This window comes from Methylomicrobium lacus (assembly GCF_041897535.1).
Taxonomy (GTDB): domain Bacteria; phylum Pseudomonadota; class Gammaproteobacteria; order Methylococcales; family Methylomonadaceae; genus Methylomicrobium; species Methylomicrobium lacus_A.
This window is the reverse complement of record NZ_CP169217.1, coordinates 1,028,281-1,049,499: the sequence shown is the minus strand read 5'-3', so window position 1 is coordinate 1,049,499 and position 21,219 is coordinate 1,028,281. Positions and strand designations below refer to the sequence as shown.

Below are 21,219 nucleotides of genomic sequence, written 5' to 3'. Positions count from 1 at the left end.
GGCAAGCCGATTGATTAAAGTCGTCTTGGCGAAAAGACGCTGATGAAGAAAAGGGATACTCGTATCCCTTTTCTTGTTTGAACCAGGTTTAAATGTATTTATGAAAGTATCTGATATTTTAACAAGCGTGCTCGGGCTCGGTTTTCTCTGCGCTTCTGCATTGGGTTTTGCCGATAGCGCAGACCCTAGCGAGCAAGTCGCTTGCCGTTATGAAATGAAAGTGATGTCCCATGCGAATAACAAGGCGCTGGCCGATCATCGTGCCTGGTTTTTCTGGCGGCAAGCCAACATGATCCAAACGCAAGATGCCGACGGCGATTACGGAGAAATTTGGGAGAGAACGGATAATGGCACTATTCAATACCGCAAGCTTTATCATACCGATAAAACTGCCGTCGAATACATGCCGGCAGATAGGCCGACCAATCAGATGAGTTTCGATTGGTACAAACTCTCCAGTATGCTCAGTCGCGAGGAGCTTGACGCGTTGAAGTTGGTAAAAAAAACCCACGTTTTGGGTCGTAACGCGGAGTTACGCAAAGGGAAAACGGATGATCAGAATATAGAAGTGCTATGGTTGCCGGACGAAAAACTACCGGCTAAGATCGTCAGAAAAGACAAGCGCGGTAGCATGGAACTGCGGCTAGCGGAAATCTTACCGTTGTCAAAGGCTCCTCGAAAGCCGGTAGATTTGGAAGCCATCGCCAATTACCGGCATATTGACGCAGCCGATTTCGGTGATATGGAAAACGACCCTTTTGTGAAGAAAGTGATGGCGGCAGAAGGACATCGCCATCATTAGCTGTATGAAGTGTCAACACATTTCCGGACACAAAGTTAAGCAGATTTGAGCTGCAATTCATAATCTCTTTAGGAGCATCACAAAAGCCCCCTAAGGCTCAGACTCGATAGAATCGCAATCGAGTCTGAGCCTCTTTGGCTTCCCCGGCGCCAGTATCCGCAACGCGCCCGCTGAAGCCATGCGACTGTCCCTTCCTCTATCCCGCTGCTTTTCCTCGGCGGTCCGCGTGATGCCCTGCTTTTTTGTATTTTAAAAAACCGCAAGCCTGGCCGCGCGAAATCTGTTCGCCACGTGCAATGCGACAGAGTTTTCACGGTATTATTCCATACAAGAAAAATCATGGGAATGTTATGATAAGGGCACTTTTTAGACGGCCCAGAGACATATTATGCGAACATTAAGCCTCTTTTGTTTTCTACCGCTGTTGCTCATGGTAATGACAAACGAAGCTGATGCCGCCAAGTCACTCAAGCCGCAGCGTGTCAAATCATACAAGGCGCTGAAACACATGTTGTCTCAGCGTCAACCGAAGGCATTCCGCGGCATTATAAATGTCGGCGGGCCGATTGCTATGCCTGGAGCCAGTGTGAGTTCTGACTCGGGCCCGACGAGCGCGCCGGTGTCTCATTCCGAAACCAACGTACAGGTGGCGGGAGTCGATGAGGGCGACATCGTCAAGACCAACGACGGCTACATTTATCAGATCGCCGAAAATCATGTGCGGCTGGTGAAAGCCTATCCGTCACAGGCGCTGGCGCAAGTGGCGGAGCTGGCTTTCGGCGATGAATTTCGTCCCAGCGAGTTGTATGTCGACGGCGATCGTTTGGTGGTCTTGGGTAATGCCTGGCAGAGCGGGGATGGGGCGCAGGCAGCAGGTCCTGCTAATGGTGTTCAAACGTCTATGCCGTTGATATGGCTCCGAGGGGGCGCCAATCAGGCCGCCGCCAAAATTTATGATATCAGCGATAAGGCAAATCCCCGTTTGGAGCGGGAGTTGACGCTGGAAGGCGATCTTTTATCTTCGCGTAAAATCGGCGACAGCGTTTATGTCATCAGTAAAAACTACCCGCGCTATGATTTCTATTTGCCGATGTCGGAGCTGCGACTGGAGCGGAAAAAAGCGTCAAATGCGTTGGACAATCTGATTCCGCATGTTTCGGATACCGCAGTCAATGGCGGCACGGAACAAATGCTGCCGGTTAGCAAGCTGTATTATTTTCCGGGTTTTGTCGACTCCGATTATGTGGTGGTCGCCGGCTTTCGCCTGAGTCAACCGGACAACCCGGCGGATGTCAAAGCGTATTACGGCAGCGGCGATGTAATTTACGCTTCCCATGACAACCTCTATTTATCGGCGGCGGACTATAAGGCGAAGATAAACAGCAAAGGCATCGAGGTCAGCAAACCGTTTACCCATATCTACAAGTTTGCCTTGCAGGAGGGTGAAACCCGTTTCCTTCGGCAGGGTGAAGTGCCGGGCACGGTGTTGAATCAATTTTCGATGGATGACAGCAACGGCTTTTTCCGCATCGCTACAACCAGCAATAGCAGGGGCTGGGATGGCTCCCCTTGGCAAGGCGACAGCTGGAGCAATCTTTATGTGCTCGATAGCGACATGAATCGGGTCGGCGCGGTGGAAAAATTGGCGCTTGGCGAGCGGATTTATGCCGCCCGCTTCATTGGAGAGCGTTGTTATCTGGTCACGTTCCAACAGACGGACCCCTTGTTCGTGATCGATCTGGCAACGCCGGATGCGCCGACAGTGCTGGGTGAGTTGAAAATTCCAGGCTATAGCACTTATTTGCATCCTTACGATGCCAATCACATCATCGGTTTTGGCCAGGATACCGAAACTGATCTCGGAATTACCACCACCCTAGGTTTGAAACTGGCTTTGTTCGATGTCAGCGATGTCAACAATCCTCAGTTGAAACACAGTCTGGTGATCGGCGATAAGGGGAGTTATTCGCCGCTGCTGCGCGATCACAAAGCCTTGTGGTTCGATGAGGATCGGCATTTATTGGGCTTTCCGGCGAAGATAACCCAAAAGCCTGACAATATCGAGCGTCACAGTTGGTGGAATTTCGTGCCGGTCTTTGAAGGCGCTTATGTTTATCAGCTCACGCCGGAAGACGGTTTTGTGCAAAAAGCAGCTATCATGCATCAAACCCAAAACGACCCCAGCCAATGGGATTACCGCAGTGATATCCAGCGCTTGTTGACCATTGACGATCAGCTGTACACCCTTTCCGAGTCCAGAATTCAAAGCCAGGATTTGGTAAATTTCGAGCAAACGGGATTTGTAGAATGGCAAGCGTCGGAGGATGATGTGCCGGTTGAGATCCAACCTGCGATTGTTTCGCAGCCTGCACCGCTCGATTAAAGCCAGGGTTTGGGTCATGAATAGTGGCTTTGTAGGATGTGGTGAGGAACGAACCGCATCGTTCGCGTTTGATGCGGTTCCTATCGTCACCGCATCCTACGGCCCTGTTTGCATTTATCACCCGCCCCCACGATAAATCCCAAATGACTCAAAGAATCGCAGAATATTCATATTTAGTTGGCTAGTTAATGCTTCCAGCACGACGTAATCAGGTGCTTTCTCTGACCAATCAATGGAGCTATCCGAAAGTTGTGTGAGCCAAAAAAGATCCGAAGGATCAGTGTTTTTGCCGTTATCGCGCATGATCTTGCAAGCAATAAGATAGTTCATGATGACAAGGCGATAAAGGAGGGCGGTTTGTGCCTCGGGACTGAGTTGTCCTTCTTTACGCATTCTTTCAAAGTTCTCAACTATGGACTCGTTGTGTGGAGTCTTGTCGAGGGTAAGGCCGAACTCGGCCTTCAAGTTTGATTCGGCCTGCTTTAGGCCGCTGCTCTTGCCGAATAATCCAAACATGCAATTCCTCCCATTGCCGATTCGCCGTACAACCTAACGCAAAGCTAACCAGGCCTCCGCAAGAAAGCCGAGAAGCAGAACCACCCTCGGTCGGGTAACCGTTCACGCCCCCGAAGCCGAAGGCAAGCAAGCTAAAGCTGGGAATGGCAACCGGAAGGAGACATGCCCCTCCATCACCCCTTGCCAGCAAACCGTCCGCAGGGTCTGATAGACATTGACCTTGAGCCGCTTGCACGTCTCAATCAGGGACAACATCATCGGCCGAAACTGATTGCCCCGATGTGATTGCGTGAAGAAGCTGATTTTCCGCCAAATGACATACGGTCGCAGACTTTGCTCCGCAGCGTTGTTCGTCATCGGCACGCCTTGATATTTCAAAAACGTCCACAGCCGTGGGCTGTCGCGCAAAAGCTTGCGACAGGCGTGGCCGGTGCGCGTATCGCCATGGGTCGTTGCGGTGCGTTCCAGGGTGGCTTGAAAATGTTGGCGTAAGCGCTGCAAACGCCTTCGGTACAGCAAGGATTGGCAACCGCTGTGCTGCCAGCGCTTGCCGCAGTGCACCACCAGGCGGGCCAGGCGCAACAGGTAAGTGCCGTCTTCCCCGGCTTGTCCCGAACGTCCGGAGATTTTCTCCAGGTTGCGGATGATGTGTGCCCAGCAGTACTGATGCCGGTCGGCGTCATAATCGTTGTAAGCGCCGTGCCGGTCGGTGACCAGAATGCCGTCGAAATCGCCCAACAGTTCCCGGGCCGCCTGTTTGCCGCGCGAATAATGGGTCATAAAATAAGCCGCCTGCGGCGTGCTCAATGACCACAGCCAGTAGCGGCTCTTCCCGCGAAAATGGCTGGTTTCATCGGCGTGAGCCAAGCCCGCGTCACGCACCTGGTCGCCAATCTGTTGGTAGACGGGCAACAGCCAGTCGATCACCGGCGCTTGGGCTTCGCTGATCGCGCCCAAGCTGAAATCCAGCTGCCACTGCTCCGCCAACAGGCTCTCGATTTGACGCAGACTCAAGTGGTATTGGCTGTTCAGCAGACTGATCCAGGCGATCAAGCCGGGGCCCATTTGCCCGCTCGGCACGTCGTCCGGCAAGGCCGCGCGATGACGCGCCTTGCACTGTCTGCAACACCCGCTATAGCAGCGGTGCTCGACCACTTGGTAACGCACTTCCGGCAAGTCGAAAACTTGATGTCGGCGATAGCCGTCCATGACGACCTCGCCGCCGCAAGCACACTGGCTCTGCGGATAATAATGTTCGATCCGATCCACCGCTGAGGCATCCAGCAAAGCGCGTTCGTGCTTGCCATGCCCCGGCTGCGCGCCTTTCGCACGCCCGGTCGGTTTTTTCGACGGCCGCTCTGCGCGTTGCTTGGGGCTGTCTTGCGACGGCGGCTTTGAGGAGTTCTCCGAATGCGTATTGAGCTGCTCTTCCAGCTCCGCTTGCCGTTTTTGCAGTTCGACCAAAAGCTGCCACAGCGCGGCAATGAGCTGCTGCGCTTCTTCGAGGCTCTGCGGGACTGGCGCCGGTTGACTGAGATCGATAACGAGTTTTGACATATCGCAATTTTCTAACAAGCGGCCGGGCTTTGGCAAGGGCGTGAACGGTTACCTCGGTCGGCGGGTCTGGTTGAGCGTTGGGTTATACGGATTTCACACTTTGCCCCAAAAATCAGCCATATCAGAATTATGTTTCTCGACGAAATCTTTTTCTTTTCGGATGGCCTTTTGTGTATTGGCGGATACAAGATTTTCGAGAAATTGCCTTCTGGATTCACAATTTTTCAATTCGTCTTTAAGGTCTCTGTTTTCGATTTTAATAGTTTGATTTTTATCGGCGAGTATTTCGATATTTTTAGATACGTCTTTGGTATACAGAATAAGGTGGACGACTAATGCGAATAAACCAAAACTCAATACCAGTATTGCGAGCAGCAGTCGGACTTCTGGCTTTGTTAGGAATTCAATGGTCAACCCTAGTTTTTGCAACCCCTCAGCTAAAAATGGAGCACTTAGCGTTAATGACCCTGTCGTTCCCGTTATCATTTTTGATAGGGTGGTTGGTAGGAGTTTTTCTAATACGTCTGACATCTTCCGACTCTCTTTCTGCTAATGCGCTGCATAACGCAAAGCTAACCGGGCGAGGCCCGAATGACTTCGACAAATGAACATATTTCGCTTCCGCGCTCCGGTTGAGCGCCATGTTAGCGAAATAAACGCCGCTGTCGGTAGGCGTCAAGAAAAAACACAAAAAATCAGCCCTTAAAAATCAATTGGTTGAAATGTGTTTCTTGAGAGGCCAATATTGGAAGTTAAAACTAGCCCTGTGGTGTTCTTCGTTTTTCTTATTATAAATTCAGCACTTGACAACAATCTCTGTGCGACCTTCATTAAATTTATTCCTAAATAATCCCATTGTTGCCGAGCAATCGTTACCAACATCATAGGAATTACTTGAAATATTGCTATAAGAACTCTTCATCATTTGCTCATGCATTGCATAAAGCTCATTTGCCATACTACCTGGCATCAATGGAGTTAGATAAACGCCTTCCGTTATTTTTGATTTAGAAACAGTCAATATAACCCTAAAAACCTCTCTGTTCTTGCTATCAATAACGCCCCATCCTATATCCCCATTATCGTAAGTATGCAATTTAAAATTTGGAATTACGATTGACCTTTTCACGTCTACTGGCGACATCCCTCTTAAAATGGTGGATTTGATTGTGTCTATTGTGTAATAAAGCGTACCACCCATGCCGCCACTTGGGGTTGCATGGACAACTGAAGCGAACGGTAACAACGCAATAAGTAATGACATAGAAAAAATTATTATTTTTGTTTTCAAAATATTTTGATGCTCTAGTGCAAGAAAACGGTAACAATTTGTTTTGCAATGATAAGTATGAAAAAACATAAAATTAGTTTACCTATAAATCCAAATATTTTTATTACTGAATTCATTTTAACCTCCTTATTAAAAAGCACAAAACGCGAAAATACTAAACAAGCCAAAATACCACAAAACAGGTGACTCATAGCCAAAACCCAGCAGAGTTACCACCCAAGTCAAAACAGGCAATTTCAAGCTGCCATTTCTAGTGTTGTAAGTAACGGTCTCTGGAGCGTAGCGGGGGGAACCAAAATGCAAAGCATTTTGGCGAACCGTTGACGGACTTGTTAAATTGCTGGCACACGGTGACTATGATCCCCATTTTGCTAGAAGAGCCACAAGTCCTGTGATTGTCCCGATCAGGCCACTAAGCGCAGTGATGTATGGAATGCGCCTTGCCCAACGCTCCGAACGATATTTCTCCTCTTCGCGGATGGCCGAGCGAACTTTTTGCTCACCGGCGAGTGACAAATAATAGCGGTGACCATCCAATCCACTACGCTGGTAATCAGCGGACAAAACATCGCCCGCGAACACAGGAGGAATTGGAATCCGAAGTTCACGAGCGCGCCTCAAGAGCTGCCGAGAATGGAAGCTGGCCTCATCCTCTTCGAGGAACTGGTACTCGAACTGCCAGTTACCATCGTCCCAAATGTCTGCTGCATTTCCACCGTTCTTCACGAACCGACGGCGTTCTCGATCAACTTCGCGGTCCATAAAGTATCGACGAAGCCTTAGCTGCATGCCTTCCGGCATTGGCGTGATGTGTATCAACCGGTAGATATTCATCTTTTGTCTGTCGAAGTCCTGATACTTCCGCTGCAATCTAACGTGAAGTAGACACCTATCCATGTGCATATCAATTTACATTCACCGGTGTATAAGGCCACTCCGATTATGCGCTAGCCTTGATGCTATACTATTTAATTTTTGATAGCAACCTTTTTATGCTAACGAAAAATACACCGCCAAAACTCCTTGATAATTGGGTCAGCAAGGTAGCCTCGATGCAGCTTTGCGGAATCGAGGGCTTTGCGGCTTCGAAATTCCTCGATTCCGCAAAGCTATATCGAGGCTACATCTACAAAGCCACTATAGATCGACGTTTTTCAAGATAGCGAGTAGCGAGTAGCCCGGATGCAGCGCAGCGGAATCCGGGATAAGCCTTTGCCGATGCCTAATTTTTTAATTCCAATCGAGTGTCATGATTATGTCGATGGAAAGCCACATGAACAGCACAGTTTGCGTCTGTATAGCTCCCGGATTCCGCTGCGCTACATCCGGGCTACTCGCTCGCAAAACCATCGGTCCGGATCGATTCGGGCTGAATGGCCTCATTACGCATCAGCCGGTAGCTTCCCGGCAAGGCAGGGCCATAGGGAGGGTTGACAAAGGAAGCTCATCATTTGCAATACCGTTATGGCAATCTATCGATCTCATTATGGTTACCGATGCAGCGTAATATCGCAAGGCTGCCGTCGATTTCAAGGGAGATTTTGTAATTGCCGGTGATGTGGATCGTGTAAATGTCCGGCCTGGCGTATCCCTTCAGTTTTTCAAACCGCAAACCCGCCGGCCGGGGATTGGTGAGCAAGTCTTCCAGCTTTTGGGGCACAAGGCGTTGAATTTCCGGCGGCAGTTTTTTGAATTGCTTGTCGAACCGGGACGTTGTCGAGAGCTGTTTGAAGATGACGCCGCCGGCGCTCGTTACCGTCATGAGTGAAGATGGCGCATGAGGTCTTCGACCGAATTGAACGGACCCGAGGGGGGCGTTTGGTCCATATCGACATCATGCTCATTGATGTTGACGATGATCAGGCCGAAGTGATAAAAGGCTCTTTTCAGCAGGAAGCGGTTTAAAACCATCCCGCCTCCCAGTTGATGGTAGAGTCCTTTTATTTTTTCCTGGATGCTGGCTAACTTTTCAACGAGTTGGTGGTTTTCGTCAATGAGCTCGCGGGATGTTTGCATTTCCAGCTTGAGTTCTTTGAGAAATTTCCTGGATTCGAAATAAATCAACGCGCTATGCATGCAGATCAGAAAGGAAGAGCGCGCGGATTGAGACAACAATTGGCCGATGGTTGTCGTCTCGTTATCAAGGATCGGGATGTAATTTAATGCGGTTGTATTCATGCGCGCCTCATTTGTTCGACACAGTATATCTCATTCTTTGACCGTAAATCGCTTGGCGCTGATCACTAATCCTATTTAAAGCGAGTAGATGTAATAAAGCGGCCCGCTGTCATCCTGCACCGAAACGGGTGGACAGTTTGAATAAAAAGTGTCAGCCTCCGAAAGTTGATTAAACAAACACGGGGTCATCCGCAAAGGAAGCCCCAAAATAACCGGAGGCTGACATGAACTACTGTGGCATTGATTTAGCAAGCAAAGCAAGCGCTATTTGCCTGATGGATGGAGCTGGCGGCATTGTGCGGGAAGAAGAGATACCGACCGATGCGGATGGTTTCCGCATCTGCCTTGGCGGTGAGGAGGCGATGAAGTGCGTCGTGGAGGCGTCGCCCTTGGCGGAATGGGCGGTGCAGGTGTTGGAAAGATTAGGTCACGAAGCGGTGATTATTGATGCGAGGCGCGCCAAGGCGGTGGTCTGTACCAAGAAGAAGACCGATCGTGTGAACGCCCGCGACCTCGCGAATATGGCACGCACGGGTTGGTATACGGCGGTGCACCGCAAATCAGGAGCGGCACGGGAGTTGCGTACTTGGCTGGCGGCGCGGGCGGGGCTAGTCGAGACGGCGAATGCACTCAATGCCCGCATCCGAGGCTTGTTGCGGGCGCATGGGATCAAGTTGGGGAAGGTGGCGGAGCGGGAGTTCGAGATGAAAGTCCAGGCCGTGGTCGAGGCGCGCGAACCTGCCTTGGCGGGCGCTTTAACGCCATTATTGAATCTGTGGCGGCAGTCGATCGATGCGGCGGAAGTGTTACGCAAAGAGATCAAGGTGCGGATCCGGCAAGACAGCGTTTGCCGGCGATTGATGAGCGTGCCGGGCGTCGGGCCGTTGACGGCGGCGGCTTACCTGGCCACTATCGACGATCCTGAACGTTTTCAGCGCAGCGACCAAGTCGGCGCTTATCTCGGCTTAGTCCCGAGCGTCTATCAATCCGGCGACATCGATTACCGAGGGCGGATTACCAAGGAAGGTGACGGTTTACTTCGCTGGCTGCTGGTGGAGGCGGCGCATAATCTCCTGAGCCATACGCAGCGAGATTGTGCCTTGAAACGTTGGGGTGAGCGGCTGGAGGCACAAAAGGGCGTCGGCAAGGCGCGGGTGGCGGTGGCGCGGAAATTGGCGGTCATCCTGCACCGCTTATGGATCACCGGAGAGACATTCGACTGGCAACGGGTTTAATGCGAAAAACCGAAAGTGTTGTTCAAAATAACTTAGATTCAACGCCTTAAGTGCATTCGAAGGGTTAGGAAAGGAGCGGCATTTTTAAAGATAAAAGTTTTCGGAAGGTTGGACCTCGTTCCGGGCTTGGATACAATCCGTCACAGTAGATTGAGGCCAACCCTCCGATTACATCGTGCGGCATTGACCGCGGAGAGAAGCCTGAAAACCTTTTGTCTTTAAACATAAACTGATCGAAATTTCCGAGGAATGAAAAACTGATATAAATACAGGCGCGGAGACTTGACAACAAGGGCCGCTTTAGAGAAGAAGCCCGGATGTAGCGCAGCGGAATCCGGGATAGGCCTTTGCCGATGCCTAATTTTTTAATTCCAATCGAGTGTCATGATTATGTCGATGGAAAGCCACATGAACAGCACAGTTTGCGTCTGTGTAGCTCCAGGATTCCGCTGCGCTACATTCGAGCTACTCGCTAAAACAATTCCATAGCCAACATCAACGCATCTTCCCGACCTTCCGCGGCAGGATAATAACCCTTGCGGATGCCGATCTCATTGAAACCGATTTTTTTGTACAGTCCGAGCGCAATGGTATTGCTCGGCCGGACTTCCAGAAAAATCGTCTCGGCCCTGTCTCTAGCCAGTTCGATCAGGAATTCGAGCATCTTGCGGCCGATGCCTTGTTTTTGCGCGTTCGGATCGACGCTGATGTTCAAGACGTGCGCTTCGCCGGGGCCGAACGAGAGAATGCAGTAGCCCAGCACCTTGTCCAGTTCTTCGCAGACATGGCATTCGTAGTCTGCACGGAAGCAGTCGATGAAAATATCCTCGCCCCAGGGAAACTCGTAATTTTGCGTTTCGATCGCGAGCACGCTGGGCAGGTCGGCATGCGTCATCGTGCGCATGCGGAGCAGGTCGATGCGCGAGACCGAATCCGGAAACACCTTGGCATAGAATTCCTTGTCGGCGTCATAAACGACATAGCTTTTGATTTTGTCCAGGAGTCCGCGCATGGTTAACCTTTATTCTTGTTATTTTGATAGGTGTTGAGTGCCAGTTGTAAATCGAGCCAGGCTTTTTTCTTTTCGAGCATCGAGCGTAACAAATAGGAAGGGTGATAGACTACAACAAGCGGCGTCTGATTTAAAGTATGAACCTTGCCGCGCAGTTTGGAGACCGGCGCGTCGGTGCGGAGCAGCGTTTGCGCGGCGATGCGTCCGACCGCCAGAATGATTTTCGGCCGGATCAAGGCGATCTGGCGTTCCAGGTAGGGGCGGCAATTTTCCGCCTCCTCGGGCCGCGGATCGCGATTGCCGGGCGGACGGCATTTCAGGATATTCGCGATATAGACTTCATCGCGGTCGAGTCCTATCGCGCGCAGCATTTCGGTCAACAGTTGCCCGGCAGGGCCGACGAAGGGCGCGCCTTGCAAGTCTTCCTGCTGGCCGGGGGCCTCGCCGATCAGCATCCACTCCGCATTTCTATTGCCGCTGCCGAAGACGGTCTGGGTGCGGGTCTTGCAGAGGTCGCATAGGGTGCAGGCGGCGACGGTGGCTTGCAGTTCGTCCCAGCCGAGTTGATCGACGGCGGATGGGCTGGCGGTCTCGCTGCGAATTGCGGGGCTGAATAGGTTGGGGGAGTCGTCTTCGCTATCGCTGGGCGTTTCCTGGCTGCTTGATGTCAGGTGAGGCACCTCTGCGCCACGGCTGAATTCATCGCCACGCACCGCTGGCGCGGTGTTCACTGCATTCCCACGCAGCGCGTGGGAACGAGTGTCAGGGGAATTGTTTTCGTGAATTGGTACGAGCGGCTCTGACGCCGTAGGGCCGTCCGCCGTGGGAGCGGATGCGCCAGGCGATTTGGGCCGCCATACGGTGATGCCCATCGCTTCGAGATACAGCAGGCGGGTGGCGTTATCCACGGTCAGGCACCGTCAATCGAGGGCAAGGGCAGGGCGGAATGCCCCGCGCCTTGTCGGTAAAGAAGATTGCCGCGGCTAGACATTTCCTTTTTGCGGATGCTGGCGCAGGTCGCCGGTCTGCAACTTGTTCACCGCATTCACATAAGCCTTCGCGGAAGCGATCACGATGTCGGTGTCGGCGCCCATGCCGTTCACGATGCGGCCGGCTTTTTCGAGGCGCACGGTCACTTCGCCCTGCGAGTCGGTGCCGGTCGTGATGTTGTTGACCGAATACAACTCCAGGCTCGCCTTCGATTGCACCAGATTTTCGATCGCCTTCAGGCTGGCGTCGACCGCGCCGCCGCCGCTCGCCTCGCCGGTCACTTCCTGATTGTCGATGCGCAGGGTCACCTTCGCGACCGGCACCTCGCCGGTTTCGGAGCAGACTTTCAAGGCGATCAATTTGACCAGTTCATCTTCGGCCTCGAAGTTCGCCTCGGAGACCAGGGCCTGCAAATCTTCGTCGAAAATGTCGTGCTTCTTGTCGGCCAGTTGCTTGAAGCGCATGAACACGTCGTTCAACTCTTCTTCCGATTCGAACACCAAGCCCAATTCGGTCATCCGGCTCTTGAAGGCGTTGCGGCCCGAATGCTTGCCGAGCACCATCCGGTTCGCGCTCCAGCCGACGTCTTCGGCGCGCATGATCTCGTAGGTCTCGCGGCTCTTCAACACGCCGTCCTGGTGGATGCCGGATTCATGCGCGAACGCGTTCGCGCCGACGATCGCCTTGTTCGGCTGCACCGGGAAACCGGTGATCGATGACACCAATTTCGAACAGGTCAGGATTTCGCGGCTGTCGATGCCGGTATCGCAGGTAAAGACGTCCTGGCGCGTACGTACCGCCATCACGACTTCTTCGAGCGAGGCGTTGCCGGCGCGTTCGCCGAGACCGTTGATGGTGCATTCGATCTGACGCGCGCCGTTCATCACCGCCGACAGGGAATTCGCGACCGCGAGGCCCAGATCGTTATGGCAGTGCACCGAGAAGATCGCCTTGTCCGAATTCGGGATGCGCTGGATCAGGTTCGCGATCGTCGCGCCGAATTGCTGCGGAATGCTGTAACCGACCGTATCCGGAATGTTCAAGGTGCGCGCTCCCGCGTCGATCACCGCTTCGAGAATCCGGCACAAGAAGTCCTCTTCCGAGCGCCCCGCATCTTCGGGCGAAAATTCGACATCGTCGGTGTATTGGCGGGCGCGTTTGACCGCGCGCACCGCGTATTCGATCACCTGCTCCGGCGACATCTGCAATTTCTTTTGCATATGCAGCGGTGAGGTGGCGATGAAGGTGTGGATGCGGGCACGGCTCGCGCCTTTCAACGCTTCGCCAGCGCGGTCGATGTCCCTGTCCAGGGCGCGCGCCAGGCCGCAGACCGTGCTGTCCTTGATCACGTTCGCAACCGCCTGCACCGATTCGAAATCGCCGGGGCTGGCGGCCGGGAAGCCGGCTTCGATCACGTCGACCCGGAGGCGTTCCAGCGCCCGTCCGATGCGGATTTTTTCTTCACGGGTCATCGAGGCGCCGGGGCTTTGTTCGCCGTCGCGCATCGTCGTATCAAAAATGATTAATTTGTCTTTCATAAAAAACTCCCTGCATGGAGAACCCTCCACGCGTGCCTTGCCGAGGATTTAAAAAATGGGTGTGTAAAGCGATTCTGCGAAAGTTAAGATTATGTGCCCCTCAGGGCAGTAGTCTCAGCAGCAGAGGAAGTGCAGGCGACAGCAAGGAAGCGGCCCCGCGAGCGGCCGGTGCAGAGTAATGAATGAAGGTGTATGGTGTGGACATAGTGCGACTATACGCTAATGAATGGGGAGCCTCAAGCGGATTTTTCTGATTTTCTTGCGTGCTGCCGGCGGCGTTTCAGCAACACCAGCGTCAGAACAGGGCCGGATGCCGCATAGATCAGCGACAAAAAGAACAGCATCGATTGCGGTTGTGTCATCACGAAGCCAATGATCAGCATCGCGACGATCGCAACAACGAACGGCACCTTGCCTTTCCAGTCGATGCCCTTGAAGCTGAGATAGCGGAAATTGCTGACCATCAACAGGCCGGTCGCAGTGGTCAAAATCAGAGCGGGATATTTCAGATAGTCCACATCGTATTGGTATTCGAGCGCAAACCAGATGAAGCCGGCCAGAATCGCGGCGGCGGCAGGGCTCGCCAAGCCTTGGAAATAGCGTTTGTCGGCGGTTTCGACCTGGGTGTTGAAGCGCGCCAGACGCAGGGCGCCGCCGGCCGTGTGTACGAAGGCGGCGAACAGACCCAATTTGCCGAGGCCGGAAAACGCCCATAGATACATCACCAACGCCGGAGCGACACCGAACGACACCATGTCCGACAGGCTGTCGTATTGCACGCCGAATTCGCTTTGCGTGTTGGTCAGGCGCGCGACGCGGCCGTCGAGCCCGTCCAGCACCATCGCGATGAAGATAGCGATCACCGCGGTTTCAAAGTGTCCGTTCATCGCGGAAATGATCGCGTAAAAACCCGAAAACAGCGCTCCCGTCGTAAACAAGTTGGGTAACAAATAGATACCGCGGCGGCGTATGGAAGGTTTTTCGACAGTCATTGTTGGATTGATTTAATGTTGGCAATAAAAATTCGGCTTAGGGTTCCCGCGGCGCCCTGCGTCCACTGCCATTAAGTTAAGGGTAAAACTCCCTCTCCCACCGGGAGAGGGTCGGGGTGAGGGGAATAAAATAAGGAAAAATACTTTATTTTGCTCCCCTCATCCTAGCCTTCTCCTTTATGCCCTGTGGGTGCGGAGAGAGAAGGAACCGGCAAACCTTAACTTAATGGCAGTGACGCCCTGCGTCCCGAACCGCCGGGCGGTTCGGTTTGCATTCCCGGCGCAAAGCAGGGGAACGCCGTAACTCTCAAACTCCGCAATTATACAATGAGCGGGCAAGCCGTACCTAGCTTAATGGGGTTCTTTCTTTTGCAGCGTCGTGCCGGCGGGCTTGAAGGTGTGCAGATCGACCGTAGATTCGCCCTGATCGGTCGCGCAGCCCCAGGTCAAGGCCTCGTCCTGGTTGTAGCGCTTGCCGAGCCGCCAGGCGATTTCGGCGCGGGCCAGTTCGACGCCGAGGTAAAAGGCATGACCGCCGTCGCTTTCGACGCCGAGTTTCGGGAACAGTTCGAAAGGATCGGCGGCGCTGTTCAGGCCGTCCCGGTTGAAAATATGCACGCCTTCGGGGCTGATCTGAATCCGGTAGCTCGGGTCCTTGATTTCGCCGGCCAGTTCGCTGATCTCGGCGAAAGAATAGGGGAAAGGCGAGGGCTCGTGCAGCGCCATCAGGCCCGGATCGATATGTTTCGGCAGCGTGTTGTGCTCCTTGGCCGCATGCATGATGCGCCGGGCCAGGTCGGCTTCCTTGATCGCGCGGCAGGCGTGCCGGCTGACTTCGGTCGCCAGGATCTGGTTGATGTTCAGTTCCGAGCAGATGCCGAGCAGCAAGGCGTTCATGCCGGCGGTGTCGGCGTGGGTCAGTTCGGTGATATTGCCGACGCCCATCATGATCTCGATGTCGGGATGGCGCTTCCTGACTTCGTGATAGCGCAAGACCGACTCGGTGAAACCGAAATGCAGCGGGTCGAGGATAGGATCGACGATGAAGGCGCGGTTTTTTTCCCGGAGCGCCGCGATGCTGCGGTCTAGCGATGCGAGGTCTTCATGTGTTTCCGGGATCAGGATCGGCGTCGCCTCGACCTCGTCCGCGATCCACAGAGTGCTTTCGTGCAGGCTGAGCATGAAGTCGGCGCCGGCCTTCGCGCCTTTGAGCAGGTCGTCCGCATTCAACGAGTCGATACTGACCCTGAAGCCTTCCTGCTTCAGCATGCGGATCATTTCTTCCATCAACGGGAAGGGCGTGCTCGGCAGGCAGCCGATGTCGATCACGTCGGCGCCGTTTCTTTGGTAATAGCGCGCGCGCTCGACCGCCGCCTCGATGCTCAGATTCGGCGCATCGACGATCTCGGCAAAGATTTTGACCTGGTACTGGCTGAGGTCCGGCTTGTGCGCGGCCTGGCCGAAAAACTGCGGCAGATCCTTCAATTCGTCGGGGCCGCGTTCGATCGGCAGGCCCTTGTCCACGGACAGCTTGTCGAGATCCCCCCGGCAGCGGCCCGGCACGATGATGCGGTCGGCGCCGAAGGTGTCGGTCAGCCGGCGCCCGATCATGTCCGCAGTCATCAGCGCGGCGACCTTGATGCCGAGTTGATGCACCGTATAACGGAACTTCGGCTGCATCTTTTCGAGGATCGCCCGCAGCTGTTTTTCCGCCAGCTTGCCGGTCAGAAACAGGATGTGCTCGCTCATCCGACCGCCTGCAGGCGTTCTTTGACCTTCACGATCAGATCATCGACCGACTCGACGACGGTCGTGTATTCGATCGCGCGCAGTTTTTCGGTGCCTTCGAGATCGATCCTGCGCGGATACACCATCACCTTGCCGCCCGGCGCGGTGGTTTCCATTTCCGGTGCGGTGTCGCAGGGGAAGACGATGCTCGGCACCCTGCATTTGCCGGCCTGCGAATACAGATTGGTGACCAGCGAGTCGGCGATGCCGAGCACGCATTTGGCGACCGTGTTCGAGGTGGCCGGAGCCATCACGAAGGTGTGATAGTAGCCTTTGTAAAACAGGCCGACCGGCGGCGACGAGGCGGTCTTGTCGCGGTAAACCGGCATTTTTTCTCGAATCTCTTTCAGGTCGTAGCCGTACATTCTGAGCACCTCTTCGCCGGCCTGGCTGATGTATAAATCGACACGGTCGAGGGTCAATAAAAAATCCAGACACTCTTTGATATAGTGGCCGGAGCCGGTAATGGCCCAGGCTAAGCGCGGTTTATCCATCAATTATTTGTTTGGGGTGGAGTAGGTCCCGGTATTATACTCGAAGGTTTGACCGTAGTTCGTACAGAGGAGTTTGGATTTTGTTTAGAGCTTTCGAGAAACCGCTGATCATGGGAATATTGAACGTGACGCCGGACAGTTTTTCCGACGGCGGGAAATATAGCACGGTGGAGGCGGCGGTAGCGCAGGTCGAGAAGATGCTGGCCGACGGCGCCGACATCATCGACATCGGCGGCGAGTCGACGCGGCCGGGCTCGGACCCGGTGCCGGCTTCGGATCAAATCCGCCGGGTCGTGCCGGTGATCGAGGCGATCAAAGGCTTGTCAGCGAAGCTCTTGATCAGCATCGATACGACCCTGGCCGAAGTCGCCGGTGCCGCCATCGGGGCGGGCGCCGACATGATCAATGACGTTTCCGGCGGCACCGGCGATGCGAAGATGCTGACATTGGCCGCGCGCCGGGATGTGCCGATCGTGCTGATGCACAGCCAGGGCACGCCGAAAACGATGCAGGACAATCCGTATTATGACGAGGTGGTCGGCGAGGTCGTGGCGGTTTTGCGGGAACGTGTCGAGGCGGCTTTAGCGGCGGGGATTAAAAAGGAACGCATCATCGTCGATCCCGGCATCGGCTTCGGCAAGCGCAGGCAGGATAATATCGATCTGCTCGCGCATCTCGACGCCTTTGTCGGCCTCGGATTTCCGGTGCTGCTGGGCACCAGCCGCAAGCGATTCATGGGCTCGTTGTGCCATGTCGAAGAGCCGGCCGAACTGGTCACCGCGACGGCGGTCACCACCGCGCTGGGTGTGATGGCCGGCGTCAAACTGTTCCGCGTGCACGATGTGAAGGAAAACCGGCAGGCGGCGGATGTGGCCTGGGCGATCCGGCAGAGCCGAAAATCATCTCATTGATACTGAAAAAAAGGCTCCCCAAGGAGCCTTTTTTAGCAGAGCCGATTTTAAAATCAGTCTTGCAGCGGTTTGGATTCTTCCGGTAGCGCCACACCCAGATAGCTGTTCAAATGGGCTCCCGCGGCCAGAATGCGGTAAGCCGCTAAAAGCTCTTCATATTGCGAGTTGACATAGTTGCTTTCGGCGGTAAACATTTCGTTCGTGGTGTCCAACAAGTCGAGCAAAGTGCGCTGGCCGATATTGAACTGCTGCTGGTAGGCTTCTTTCGCCTTGATGCTGTGCTCCCAATATTGCTTGTTCAATTCCAGCTGGCTTTGCCGGGTGATATAGGCGACCCAGGATTCGCGCATGTTTTGCACGACCTGGCGGTAGGTGTTGTCTCGGATGTCCTTGGCCTGAGCAATCTGGTGAGCGGTTTGCTTGCGGCGCGCCAAATCCTTGCCGCCGTTCAGGAGGTTGTAACGGACGCGAACCATCGCGGTGACGTCTTCGTTCTTACCCGGAATGCCGTCCAGATTGTTGTTGTAGGTAGTGCCGGATTCGAAATCGACACGGGGCATGAATGGGGCTTTGGCCGTTTCATGCTGATAATGCGCCTCATCGATGTCGGCATTGGCTGACTTTAACTGCGGGTGATTCGCGACGGCCAATTCGACCGCTTCGTCGATGTTTTTGGGCAGTTTGCCGTTCGGATGCTGGGGCATTTCGAGTTTGCCGGGCAGGGCGCCGATGACTTTCAAATAATGGGTTTGGGCGTCCTTTAAATTACCTTCGGCATTGCGCAGGTTGCTTTCGGCTCTCGAAACGCGAGCGGTTGATTGGTCGATATCGGCTCTTTTGCCGACGCCTTGCTGGCTGCGCATGGTGATTTGGTCATTCGAGCTGAGATGCGCATTCAGGTTTTCTTGAGCGATCCGGGCCAGTTCTTCCGACTTCAATACCTCCAGATAAGCTTGTACGGCTTCCAGCGCGCGATATTCCGATTGGCTGTAAACCAGATAGGCTTTCGCGTTGGTGGCGGCTTTGGTCCGGTGCACTTCATTCGGTGTCGCCAAACCGTCAAACAGCATTTGCCGGAGTTGGATCGATGACTCGGCTCTATCGTAGGTTACCGTGCCAAGCTTGTTGGAGCCGTAGCCGGAGATGCGGGTTCGCGTGGTCGGGTTGTCCGATTGTTCGAAACCGTAGCCGCCTTGCAGGTCGATCGTCGGGAAAAAGGCGGCTCTGGCCTGGCCGATCTGTTCTTCGGTTGCCAGGCGATCGTCCTTGAAGCTTTGCAGATCCGGATTTTCCTTGATTGTTTTCTGCACTGCTTCATGCAGCGATTCCGCGCCGGCCTGCGAGGATAATAACGCTGCCAGTACGGCAACAAAGCCAATTTTTAGTTTCATAACAACCTTCCTTTCCGGTTTCGAGCTTCTATATATGGTTTAAATATGGTTTTTGATCAACAATGCCAGTTGCAGTCTGTCCTGCACCTCGAGCTTTTGAAAGATCGAAGTCAAATGTGCCTTGACCGTGCGCTCTGAGATGTTCAGCATCGAGGCGATCAATTTGTTGCTCAAGCCTTCGCCCAGCATCTTGGCGACATCGCGTTCCCGGTGCGTCAAGTGGTCGAGGTTCTTCTCGAACTCGGCGCTAACTTTTTCGGTTTCGTTGACGGCCGGACTCAAGCGCGCCAGCATGCCGATGAGCCTGGGCGCCAAGTTTCGGGGTATCCAGACGTCCCCTTTCAAAATACTGCCGACGGCCTTCGCCAAGAGTTCGGGCGCGACACCGGCTTCGCAATAGCCGTAACAGCCGACAACTAGGGCGTAGATCTGTCTATCCTCCGGCCAATCCGTGCCGACGATCAGAAGCTTCAGCCCTTGCCGGGTAAGCGGGGCGAGATTGCCGAGATCGGGGGCAATCACCTTGGCATGGACAATGGCCATGCGGTCAAGCGGCGCGGGATCTCCTGCTGCAGTCATTCCGAGATTTTCCTGAATGCATACGTCATGCTCGGTCGCCAGCAATGCTTGCCACTGTCTCGCCAATTGTTCGTCATCAGAAAAAATTAGGATACGCGCCACTGAGTGGATCCTTTTTGCCGCCTTTTGCCAGAGTGTAACAATAAAACATTAAAAATAACTTTAACGTTCTCTCATAGCGTGTTGTTTTGCCTTCAAAATTGGCTTTAGCAAATAGTCTAACACGGTTTTTTTGCCGGTCAAAATATCGACATCCGCATTCATGCCGGTGATGATGTTCAGCTTTTCGCCGTTTTTTTCGAGATAATTTTTATCGGTTCTGAGGCGGATCAAAAAATAGGGTTTTTTGTCTTCCTCATTGAGGATCGTGTCGGCGCTGATATGCTCCAGTTTGGCTTTCAAGCCGCCGTAGATCGAGAAGTCGTAAGCGGTCAGCTTGACCACCGCATCCTGGCCAGGGCGCAGAAAGGCGATGTCGGCCGGGCGCACCTGCGCTTCGACCAGCAGGGTATCGTCGATCGGTACGATTTCGAGCAAATCCATGCCGGGCTGGATCACGCCGCCGATCGTGCTGATTTTAAGCTGTTTGATCGTGCCCTTGACCGGCGAAAGAATGCGTGTCCGGGTCACCCGATCTTCGAGCGCCAGCGTCGAGGCCTTGGTTCTGTCGAGTTCGGCCTTGGTTTCGTTCAGTTCCTTCAAAGCTTCGGTTTGGAAGCGGATTTTCATCTCGGCCAGCTTGCTTTTATTTTCGCTCAGGTAGGCCTGAATTCTCGGAATCGAAAGTTTCGCTGAGTTCAATTCACCGAGAAGGTCGTTCGCGCTGCGCCGCAGTCGCAGCATTTCGACTTCGGACAGGGCGCCGCTCGCGAGCAGAGGTTCGGACATTTGAACTTCTTTTTGCAGCAATTGGTAGCTGCGGCTCAGCTGATCCTCTTTCGACTTCAATTCGATCAGTTCCTGCTCCTTTTGCCGGACCTGTTGCGCCAGCACGCTGGTGGAGGCTTCCAGTTCCGAAAGCTTGGATTGATAAAGCTGTTTGGCGTGTTCGGCAAGCTCGGGCGCGTGGTCGATCACTTCCTGCGGGATTTTGAGCGGCTGGCCGCTGGTTTCCGCGCTCAATCTGGCATTATTGGCCAGCAATTCATAATATTTGAGTTTGGTTTCCTGAAACGAAGACGCGAAGCGGACATCGTCGAGTTGCAATAACTCTTGCCCTTTTTCGACCAGATCGCCTTCCTTGATCAGGATTTTCGATAAAATGCCGCCTTCCAGATTCTGCACGACCTGGATATGGCTGGAAGGAATGATCTTGCCCGAGCCTCGGGTCACTTCGTCCAGCGTCGCAAAATTGGCCCAAATCAACGCAATCACGATGAAAGTGAAGCTGAGTATCAGGATCAGGTGCGTGTATAACGGCACGCTATACAGATTGACCGCGTTGACATCGGAAACATAATCCTTGTCTTCGGATAATTGCTGTTGTTCGGCGCTGAATGCGGAGATTTTTTTTAGCAGCTTGGACATGGCGGAATGGCTGAGCGTGGAGTGGCCGGATTGCT

Annotated in this window: 20 protein-coding genes; 4 read left to right on the top strand and 16 right to left on the bottom strand. The window is 53.8% G+C overall.

Annotated features, from left to right (window positions below):
- Nucleotides 1–100 precede the first annotated feature (100 nt).
- Together ACEPPP_RS04565 and ACEPPP_RS04560 are read left to right on the top strand one after the other, a co-directional pair.
- Nucleotides 101–802, top strand: a complete 702-nt coding sequence (locus tag ACEPPP_RS04565; protein WP_374089866.1) for a hypothetical protein — start codon at nt 101–103, stop codon at nt 800–802.
- A gap of 619 nt (nt 803–1,421) precedes the next feature.
- Nucleotides 1,422–3,185, top strand: coding sequence for a beta-propeller domain-containing protein (locus ACEPPP_RS04560; protein ID WP_374089865.1), 1,764 nt, complete (start codon nt 1,422–1,424; stop codon nt 3,183–3,185).
- Between the two features lie 117 nt (nt 3,186–3,302).
- Here the strand turns inward: ACEPPP_RS04560 and ACEPPP_RS04555 are convergent, their stop codons facing one another.
- The 7 genes from ACEPPP_RS04555 to ACEPPP_RS04525 all read right to left on the bottom strand — a co-directional run bounded on the left by ACEPPP_RS04555 (nt 3,303) and on the right by ACEPPP_RS04525 (nt 8,727).
- Nucleotides 3,303–3,701, bottom strand: a complete 399-nt coding sequence (locus tag ACEPPP_RS04555) for a hypothetical protein (RefSeq protein WP_374089864.1) — start codon at nt 3,699–3,701, stop codon at nt 3,303–3,305.
- 102 nt (nt 3,702–3,803) lie between these two features.
- Nucleotides 3,804–5,258 carry an IS66 family transposase gene (locus ACEPPP_RS04550; protein ID WP_374089863.1) on the bottom strand — a complete coding sequence of 485 codons (1,455 nt, stop codon included), beginning with the start codon at nt 5,256–5,258 and terminating at the stop codon, nt 3,804–3,806.
- A gap of 93 nt (nt 5,259–5,351) precedes the next feature.
- A complete protein-coding gene (locus ACEPPP_RS04545; protein WP_374089862.1) occupies nt 5,352–5,789 on the bottom strand; it encodes a hypothetical protein in 438 nt (145 codons plus the stop codon).
- Between the two features lie 265 nt (nt 5,790–6,054).
- Nucleotides 6,055–6,618 (bottom strand): hypothetical protein, encoded by a 564-nt coding sequence (locus ACEPPP_RS04540; protein WP_374089861.1) that lies wholly within the window; start codon nt 6,616–6,618, stop codon nt 6,055–6,057.
- Nucleotides 6,619–6,903: 285 nt separating this feature from the next.
- Nucleotides 6,904–7,383, bottom strand: coding sequence for a hypothetical protein (locus ACEPPP_RS04535; protein WP_374089860.1), 480 nt, complete (start codon nt 7,381–7,383; stop codon nt 6,904–6,906).
- A 628-nt stretch (nt 7,384–8,011) separates the two neighbouring features.
- On the bottom strand, nt 8,012–8,311 hold the full coding sequence (locus ACEPPP_RS04530; RefSeq protein ID WP_374089859.1) for a type II toxin-antitoxin system RelE/ParE family toxin: 300 nt from the start codon (nt 8,309–8,311) through the stop codon (nt 8,012–8,014).
- Nucleotides 8,308–8,727: a hypothetical protein gene (locus ACEPPP_RS04525; protein WP_374089858.1), complete on the bottom strand. Its 420-nt coding sequence runs from the start codon at nt 8,725–8,727 to the stop codon at nt 8,308–8,310. Before ACEPPP_RS04525 ends, ACEPPP_RS04530 begins: the two co-directional genes overlap by 4 nt.
- 224 nt (nt 8,728–8,951) lie before the next feature.
- Between ACEPPP_RS04525 and ACEPPP_RS04520 the strand changes: the two genes are divergently transcribed.
- The gene (locus ACEPPP_RS04520; RefSeq protein ID WP_374089857.1) at nt 8,952–9,962 is read left to right on the top strand and encodes an IS110 family transposase; all 1,011 of its coding nucleotides are present in this window, start codon (nt 8,952–8,954) and stop codon (nt 9,960–9,962) included.
- 472 nt (nt 9,963–10,434) lie between these two features.
- On the opposite strand, the gene rimI is transcribed toward ACEPPP_RS04520, so the two are convergent.
- From rimI to ACEPPP_RS04490, 6 genes are all read right to left on the bottom strand, one after another.
- Entirely contained in the window at nt 10,435–10,974 is a 540-nt protein-coding gene (rimI, locus tag ACEPPP_RS04515) for a ribosomal protein S18-alanine N-acetyltransferase (RefSeq protein WP_374089856.1), read from the bottom strand.
- A gap of 2 nt (nt 10,975–10,976) precedes the next feature.
- Nucleotides 10,977–11,882, bottom strand: coding sequence for a uracil-DNA glycosylase family protein (locus ACEPPP_RS04510; protein ID WP_374089855.1), 906 nt, complete (start codon nt 11,880–11,882; stop codon nt 10,977–10,979).
- A gap of 75 nt (nt 11,883–11,957) precedes the next feature.
- Nucleotides 11,958–13,502, bottom strand: a complete 1,545-nt coding sequence (locus ACEPPP_RS04505) for a 2-isopropylmalate synthase (protein ID WP_374089854.1) — start codon at nt 13,500–13,502, stop codon at nt 11,958–11,960.
- A gap of 236 nt (nt 13,503–13,738) precedes the next feature.
- Complete coding sequence (pssA, locus tag ACEPPP_RS04500; RefSeq protein ID WP_374089853.1) at nt 13,739–14,494, bottom strand: CDP-diacylglycerol--serine O-phosphatidyltransferase; 756 nt, start codon at nt 14,492–14,494, stop codon at nt 13,739–13,741.
- A 351-nt stretch (nt 14,495–14,845) separates the two neighbouring features.
- Complete coding sequence (locus ACEPPP_RS04495) at nt 14,846–16,243, bottom strand: DUF6513 domain-containing protein (protein WP_374089852.1); 1,398 nt, start codon at nt 16,241–16,243, stop codon at nt 14,846–14,848.
- Nucleotides 16,240–16,776, bottom strand: coding sequence for a flavoprotein (locus ACEPPP_RS04490; protein ID WP_374089851.1), 537 nt, complete (start codon nt 16,774–16,776; stop codon nt 16,240–16,242). Before ACEPPP_RS04490 ends, ACEPPP_RS04495 begins: the two co-directional genes overlap by 4 nt.
- Before the next feature lie 80 nt (nt 16,777–16,856).
- Between ACEPPP_RS04490 and folP the strand changes: the two genes are divergently transcribed.
- Nucleotides 16,857–17,687 (top strand): dihydropteroate synthase, encoded by an 831-nt coding sequence (folP, locus tag ACEPPP_RS04485; RefSeq protein WP_374089850.1) that lies wholly within the window; start codon nt 16,857–16,859, stop codon nt 17,685–17,687.
- 53 nt (nt 17,688–17,740) lie between these two features.
- On the opposite strand, the gene ACEPPP_RS04480 is transcribed toward folP, so the two are convergent.
- The 3 genes from ACEPPP_RS04480 to ACEPPP_RS04470 form a co-directional block, all read right to left on the bottom strand.
- Entirely contained in the window at nt 17,741–19,078 is a 1,338-nt protein-coding gene (locus ACEPPP_RS04480; RefSeq protein ID WP_374089849.1) for a TolC family outer membrane protein, read from the bottom strand.
- 39 nt (nt 19,079–19,117) lie between these two features.
- Nucleotides 19,118–19,657: a LuxR C-terminal-related transcriptional regulator gene (locus ACEPPP_RS04475; protein ID WP_374089848.1), complete on the bottom strand. Its 540-nt coding sequence runs from the start codon at nt 19,655–19,657 to the stop codon at nt 19,118–19,120.
- Nucleotides 19,658–19,819: 162 nt separating this feature from the next.
- A complete protein-coding gene (locus tag ACEPPP_RS04470) occupies nt 19,820–21,184 on the bottom strand; it encodes an HlyD family type I secretion periplasmic adaptor subunit (RefSeq protein WP_374089847.1) in 1,365 nt (454 codons plus the stop codon).
- Between the last annotated feature and the right edge of the window lie 35 nt (nt 21,185–21,219).